The 5,583-nt window shown below is 68.4% G+C and carries 5 protein-coding genes, 1 pseudogene and 2 riboswitches; of the genes and pseudogenes, 4 read left to right on the top strand and 2 right to left on the bottom strand.

Going from position 1 to position 5,583, the window contains the following annotated elements; translation table 11 throughout:
* Positions 1 to 369 (top strand): annotated as a pseudogene (locus AB0C29_RS31045) (hypothetical protein); the annotation flags it as partial.
* Here the strand turns inward: AB0C29_RS31045 and AB0C29_RS31040 are convergent.
* Positions 320 to 928: a TetR/AcrR family transcriptional regulator gene (locus tag AB0C29_RS31040; protein WP_360551100.1), complete on the bottom strand. Its 609-nt coding sequence runs from the start codon at positions 926 to 928 to the stop codon at positions 320 to 322. The pseudogene AB0C29_RS31045 and the gene AB0C29_RS31040 overlap by 50 nt on opposite strands.
* Positions 929 to 1,097: 169 nt before the next feature.
* Here AB0C29_RS31040 and AB0C29_RS31035 point away from each other — a divergent pair, with 169 nt between their 5' ends.
* The gene (locus AB0C29_RS31035) at positions 1,098 to 1,994 is read left to right on the top strand and encodes an ABC transporter permease (RefSeq protein WP_360827565.1); all 897 of its coding nucleotides are present in this window, start codon (positions 1,098 to 1,100) and stop codon (positions 1,992 to 1,994) included.
* Positions 1,995 to 1,998: 4 nt separating this feature from the next.
* Positions 1,999 to 2,775, top strand: coding sequence for an ABC transporter ATP-binding protein (locus AB0C29_RS31030; protein WP_360551949.1), 777 nt, complete (start codon positions 1,999 to 2,001; stop codon positions 2,773 to 2,775).
* A gap of 17 nt (positions 2,776 to 2,792) precedes the next feature.
* Here AB0C29_RS31030 and AB0C29_RS31025 read toward each other — a convergent pair whose 3' ends face one another.
* Positions 2,793 to 3,833 carry a hypothetical protein gene (locus tag AB0C29_RS31025; RefSeq protein WP_360827562.1) on the bottom strand — a complete coding sequence of 347 codons (1,041 nt, stop codon included), beginning with the start codon at positions 3,831 to 3,833 and terminating at the stop codon, positions 2,793 to 2,795.
* A 39-nt stretch (positions 3,834 to 3,872) separates the two neighbouring features.
* Positions 3,873 to 4,022: riboswitch (cyclic di-AMP (ydaO/yuaA leader) on the bottom strand.
* 278 nt (positions 4,023 to 4,300) lie between these two features.
* Positions 4,301 to 4,438: riboswitch (cyclic di-AMP (ydaO/yuaA leader) on the top strand.
* A gap of 3 nt (positions 4,439 to 4,441) precedes the next feature.
* Between AB0C29_RS31025 and AB0C29_RS31020 the strand changes: the two genes are divergently transcribed.
* Positions 4,442 to 5,461, top strand: a complete 1,020-nt coding sequence (locus AB0C29_RS31020; protein WP_360827560.1) for a hypothetical protein — start codon at positions 4,442 to 4,444, stop codon at positions 5,459 to 5,461.
* Positions 5,462 to 5,583 lie beyond the last annotated feature (122 nt).

The following is a 5,583-nucleotide window of genomic DNA, read 5'->3' as shown; positions in this document are numbered from 1 at the left end:
GCCGAACCGCCGGACCAGCGGGACGTGCGGGCGCCGCCGCTGCTCGCGGTGGCCGACCGGCTGCTCGGCGAGGCCGCCACGAACGCCTTGCGCCACGACGGACCCGGCACCCTGCTCAGGATCAGCACCGAGCACGGCGCGGAGATGCTGATCCTGCGGATCACCAGCGAGCCCTCGAGCCCGCCGCGACCTTGGGCCGGGCGGGAGGCCGGCGGCTTCGGCCTGCTCAGCCTGGCCGAGGACCTCACCCGGTACGGCGGAACCCTGGTCCACGGTCCACGCGCCCCGGCCGGCTGGCAGATCGAGGCGTCGTTCCCCGTCAGTGCGCGGGGCGGGTCTCCTGCAGCGCACGCAGGACGGCGTTGCTGAGGTTCTCGAGGTAGTCGTCGTCGATCGGGGTCCGCGAGACCGCCAGCCGCCAGTACAGCGGGCCCAGCATCATGTCGACGGCCAGGTCGGCGTTCGTGCCCGGGGGCAGCTCGCCGCGCTCGACGGCCTGTCCCACGATCTTCTCGCCGACGGCCTGCTGGTGGGTGCGCAGCGCCCGTTGCAGCGTCTCGGCGATCTTGGGGTTGCGGGCCGCCTCGGCCATCAGGTCGGGGATGATCTGGGACGCGATCCGGTGCTGCAGGGCCCGGCTCACGATGAACAGGAGCAGTTGCAGATCGCCGGCGAAGCTTCCGGTGTCGGGCATCGGCACGCTACGCTCCGCCACGGCGGAGACGATCTCGAGGACCATCTCCAGCTTGTTGCTCCACCGGCGGTAGATCGCGGTCTTACCGACGCCGGCCCGGCGCGCCACCGCCTCGATGGACAGGCGCCCGTAGCCGACCTCGGCCAGCTCGTTCATGACCGCGTTGCGGATGGCCGCGGTGATGTCCCCGCGGAGCACCGCCGCTCCGGCGGGTGCACGTTTCGCTGTAACCACGAGTGCACTATACGCCAGGACGCAACGGTTGCGTTCCGGCGCTCGTTCGGCTACTTTCGGGGCTGACGTCGATACGACGCCGTTCCATCGCGGCACACTGTTTAGTGTGTTCCCGCGCAAGTCATCCAGGTCCCCCATCCCCAGCGGACCGACCAGATCGGAGCGCCCCATGCCTCAGACGGCGGTCGCCGATTCCGAGACCGGCCTGACGCTCAAGGAGCTGGCCCGTAGACACGGGCTCAGCGCTGCCGGGAAGCTGCCTTCCCTGCCTGAGTACACACGTCAGCTCTGGGCGTACCGGCACTTCATCGCGTCGTACGCCAACGCCAAGGTCGCCTCGTCGCTCGGCAAGACCCGGCTCGGTGTGTTCTGGCAGGTGCTGACGCCGCTGATCAACGCGGCTGTCTACTACTTGATCTTCGGCGTGATCCTGAACACGAAGAGCGGGGTCGACAACTTCGTCGCGTACCTGTGCACCGGCGTGTTCATCTTCGGCTTCACCCAGTCCACGGTGTCGGCCGGCATCCAGGCGATCACCGGCAACCTCGGGCTGATCCGGGCCCTGCACTTCCCGAGAGGCAGCCTGCCCCTGGCCATCACCATGGTCGAGGTCCGCAACACGCTCGCCTCGCTGGCCGTGCTGATGGTCATCGTGGTCGGCTTCGGCGAGCCGATCACCCTGGAATGGCTGCTCATCGCGCCGATCTTCCTGCTCCAGGCCGTGTTCAACGCCGGCCTGGCCCTGGCCGGGGCCCGGCTGGGCAGCAAGATCCCGGACGTCCGGAACCTCATCCCGTTCGTCATGCGGATGTGGCTCTACCTGTCGGCCGTGCTCTACCCGGTCACCCGCTTCACCGACCACCTCAGCGGCTGGAAGCTGACCCTGGTGGAGGCGAACCCGATGCTGGTGTTCATCGACCTCATGCGGCACGCGCTGATGGAGGACGTGCCGCTCGCGGCGAGTCCCACGGTGATGTGGCTGGAGGCGCTCGCCTGGACGTTCGTGGTGGGTCTCGGGGGTTACGTCTACTTCTGGCGCGGAGAGAAGGGCTACGGCCGTGGCTGACAACATGACCGGCAGCGACCGGCGCGATCCGACGGTCATCGTCGACGATGCCCACGTGGTCTATCGGATCCAGCAGTCGGCGACCCCGGGCACCGGCAGCCCGCTCGCCAGCTTCAAGCGGCTCGTCACCGGCACCAAGCCGGCGACCATGCGCGAGGTGCACGCCATCAAGGGGGTGAGCTTCGTCGCGTACAAGGGTGAGGCCGTCGGCCTGATCGGCACCAACGGCTCGGGCAAGTCCACGCTGCTGCGGGCGATCGCCGGGCTGCTGCCGGTCGAGCGCGGTGCGATCTACGCGGCCGGCCAGCCGTCCCTGCTCGGCGTCAGCGCCGCCCTGATGAACGACCTGCCGGGTGAGCGCAACGTGGTCCTGGGCTGCCTGGCCATGGGCATGTCGCCGGCCGAGGTCAAGAGCAAGACCAAGGACATCATCGACTTCTCCGGCATCAACGAGCGCGGTGACTTCAGCTCGCTGCCGATGCGGACGTACTCGTCCGGCATGGGCGCCCGGCTGCGGTTCGCCATCGCGGCCGCCAAGCAGCACGACGTGCTGCTCATCGACGAGGCGCTGGCCACCGGTGACGCGAAGTTCCGCCGGCGCAGTGAGCAGCGGGTCCGGGACCTGCGCGCGCAGGCCGGCACCGTCTTCCTGGTGAGCCACAGCGAGCAGTCGATCCGCGACACCTGCGAGCGGGCCATCTGGCTGGAGTCGGGCCTGATCCGCGCCGACGGCCCGACCGACGACGTGCTGAAGGAGTACGAGGCCTACGTCAAGCGGTAGGCCCCGCACCCCCGCGGTCAGCGCATCGACATGTGCACGTGGTTGGTGTGGTCGCTCGACGGGTCGCCGCCGGCACCGGAGTACGACTTCCAGCCGCTGCTGGGCAGCCAGATCCGCCGGTACCAGATGACGTAGAGGATCCCGAGCCGGCTTGCATTGTTGATGAAGTAGTTCGCCAGCCGGTTGCCGTAGTCCTTGCTGGCCCCGGTCGCGTCGCCGCCGAAGCCGCCCTTGTCGGCGGCCCAGTCGCAGGCCCGGCCCTTCGGGTGCTCACCGCTGTTCTGGTGGCGGAAGCAGGCGATGAAGTGGTTGAAACCGTCCTTCTTCGCCTCCTGCATCGCGTGCAGGGTGCGCGGCGTGATGCAGCCCGAGGTGGTCGGGTCGTTGACGCTGCACGACTCGCTCGGCAGGGAGCCGTCCGAGTTGCGCGGCGCGGGCGCGGCCAGGGCGCTGCTGCCGCCGTCGCTGGAGGAACCGCCGCCGGACGACGAACTCGAGGATCCGCCGCTGGCGGCGTTGGCGACCTTCAACGCGTCCTCGGCCTGGTTCTTGCGCTTGGCCATGACGGTGAGCTGGCGCTGCTGTTCGCGGACAGCGGTGTCGATCGCCGTCTTGGCCTGCGCCTGCTGGTCCCGGCTGTCCCTCAGGTCGCGCACCGCGCGGTCCTGCTTGACGGCGATGGTCTCCAGGGTCTGCGCCCGGTCCAGCATGCTGCCGGTGGAGTCGGCGGTGATCATCGCCGTCATCGGCCCGAGCCGCCCGGTGCGGTACGCCCGCTGGACGATCTCGTCCAGCGCCGCCTGCCTGGGGCCGAGCTGGGTGTCGAGCTCCTTGAGCTTGGCGGTCAGCTCCCGCTGGCGCTTCTTGGAGCGGTCCAGCGCCTCCTGGGCCTCGACGAAGCCCTTGGACGCCGCCTCGAGCTGCTTGATGAGGGACTTCGAACCGCCCTCGCCGTCGTCGCCCGAGTCGCCCGGCGCGGCGAAGGGGCGGGGTGCGGCGGAAGCGGAGGTCGGGGCGGCGAGCGCCAGCCCCGAGGTGGCGACGAGGACCGCGAGCACGGTCGCTAATCGCCGGCGGACAGGGTTGAGCCTCACGAACATTCCTTCCGTCGGCCGCCGACCGAGTTAGCTGACGGGTTCGGGACGGAAGCGATCCCTACCGATCGCGCGGGGGTGCGCGGATCGGATTCACCCCATTACTCAAGTGGTTCCCCGGCTCGCCGTGCGGCGATTAGGCGGCGGTCTGCGCTGAGACCGTGACGAACACTACCCATCAATGCTAAGAATCGACAGTCGTCACACCCTACGCAATCGATCGTGCACTGATGGTGAGCAATCGGCGGAAAGAATGCAACGACTCACATTAATGCGTCGTTACGGGCTATGACCTGCGTCATTCCATCGAGCGGTGACGGAAAGTCGTTGCCCGGTAACCGTTTTACCGTTCGCGGCAGCACTGCCACTTCGGCCGTTGTCAGGTAAGCTGGCCGCCGGTCACTGCCAGGAGGCGCTGCCCCCAAGGCGCCGGCAGTCCACCATCTAATCGTCGCAAGATGAGCCGGGGAACCACAGAACTACCGGGGTGAATCCACGAGTCAGTGGTAGGGATCGCTTCCGTCCCGAACCCGTCAGCTAACCCGGCCGGTGGTCACGCGGAAGGATTCTGAATGACGGCAAGACCCCGCCGGTGGCTGATCCTCGCCCTGGCACCGCTCGCCGCGGTCACGATGATGCTCGCGCCCGCATCCCCGGCGAACGCCGATCCGGACGACACCAAGTCGGCCACCGCCGACGACGGCGATGACAACCCGCTGCTGAACGACGTGCTGGACTCCACGGGCCGGCGCTATCTGACGGCGAGGGCGGCGGTCGCCAAGTCGACCAAGACCCAGCTCGGTCTCGCCCTCAAGGTCAAGAACGCCGAGGCGAAGCGCGACCTGCTGCTGCCCGAGGTGGGCGCGGTCGCCGCTCAGCAGTACCGCACCGGCGGCATCTCGACCATGGGCTTCCTGCTCAACACCACCAGCCCGGACGGCTTCCTCAAGAAGGCGGTCTCCCTGGAGGAGATCAACGCCCTCAACGACGGCAAGCTGCGCGAGCTGGATCAGGCCATCGACGAGGTGACCGCCAACAAGACGCGCCTGGACCAGGAGGTCAAGGCGCAGAAGCAGAACCTCGCGCTGATGGAGAAGCAGAAGGAGTCGGCCGAGAAGGCGCTGGCCCAGGTCGGCGGCAAGTCGGTGACGGGCGGCTTCGTGGTCGCCAAGTCCCGGACCGCCGCGCCCGCCCCCCGCAACTCCGACGGCGAGTTCGGCCCGGAGTCCTGCAACGTCGACGACCCGACCACGGGCGGTTGCATCACGGCGCGGACCTTCCACATGTACAAGGAAGTGAAGAAGGCCAAGTTCAACCGGTTCGTCGGTTGTCACCGCAACGGCGGCCCGTTCGAGCATCCCAAGGGCCGTGCCTGCGACTGGTCCCTGCAGAAGAGCGGCTTCTCACCCTGGCACAACCAGGACACCCGGGAGTACGGCAACAACCTGATGGCCTTCCTGGTGCGTAACGCCGACCGGCTCGGCATCCTCTACGTCATCTGGAACAAACAGATCTGGTTCCCGGCCACGGGCTGGAAGTCGTACCACGGTCCCAGTGATCACACGGACCACGTACACGTCTCGATGCTTTAGCGCGGCGAGCGCAGAGAAGCCCCCGTCCTCCTCGCGGAGGACGGGGGCTTCTTCGTTGCGGAATCAGACGCCGGTGTTCCGGCGCACCGGGGCGCGACCGGCCGGCTGGCTGGGCGCGGGGC

Source organism: Actinoplanes sp. NPDC048791, assembly GCF_040650095.1.
In the GTDB taxonomy this organism is placed as follows: Bacteria; Actinomycetota; Actinomycetes; order Mycobacteriales; family Micromonosporaceae; genus Actinoplanes.
The sequence above is the reverse complement of the archived record's forward strand: the minus strand, read 5'-3'. Positions and strand labels throughout refer to the sequence as shown.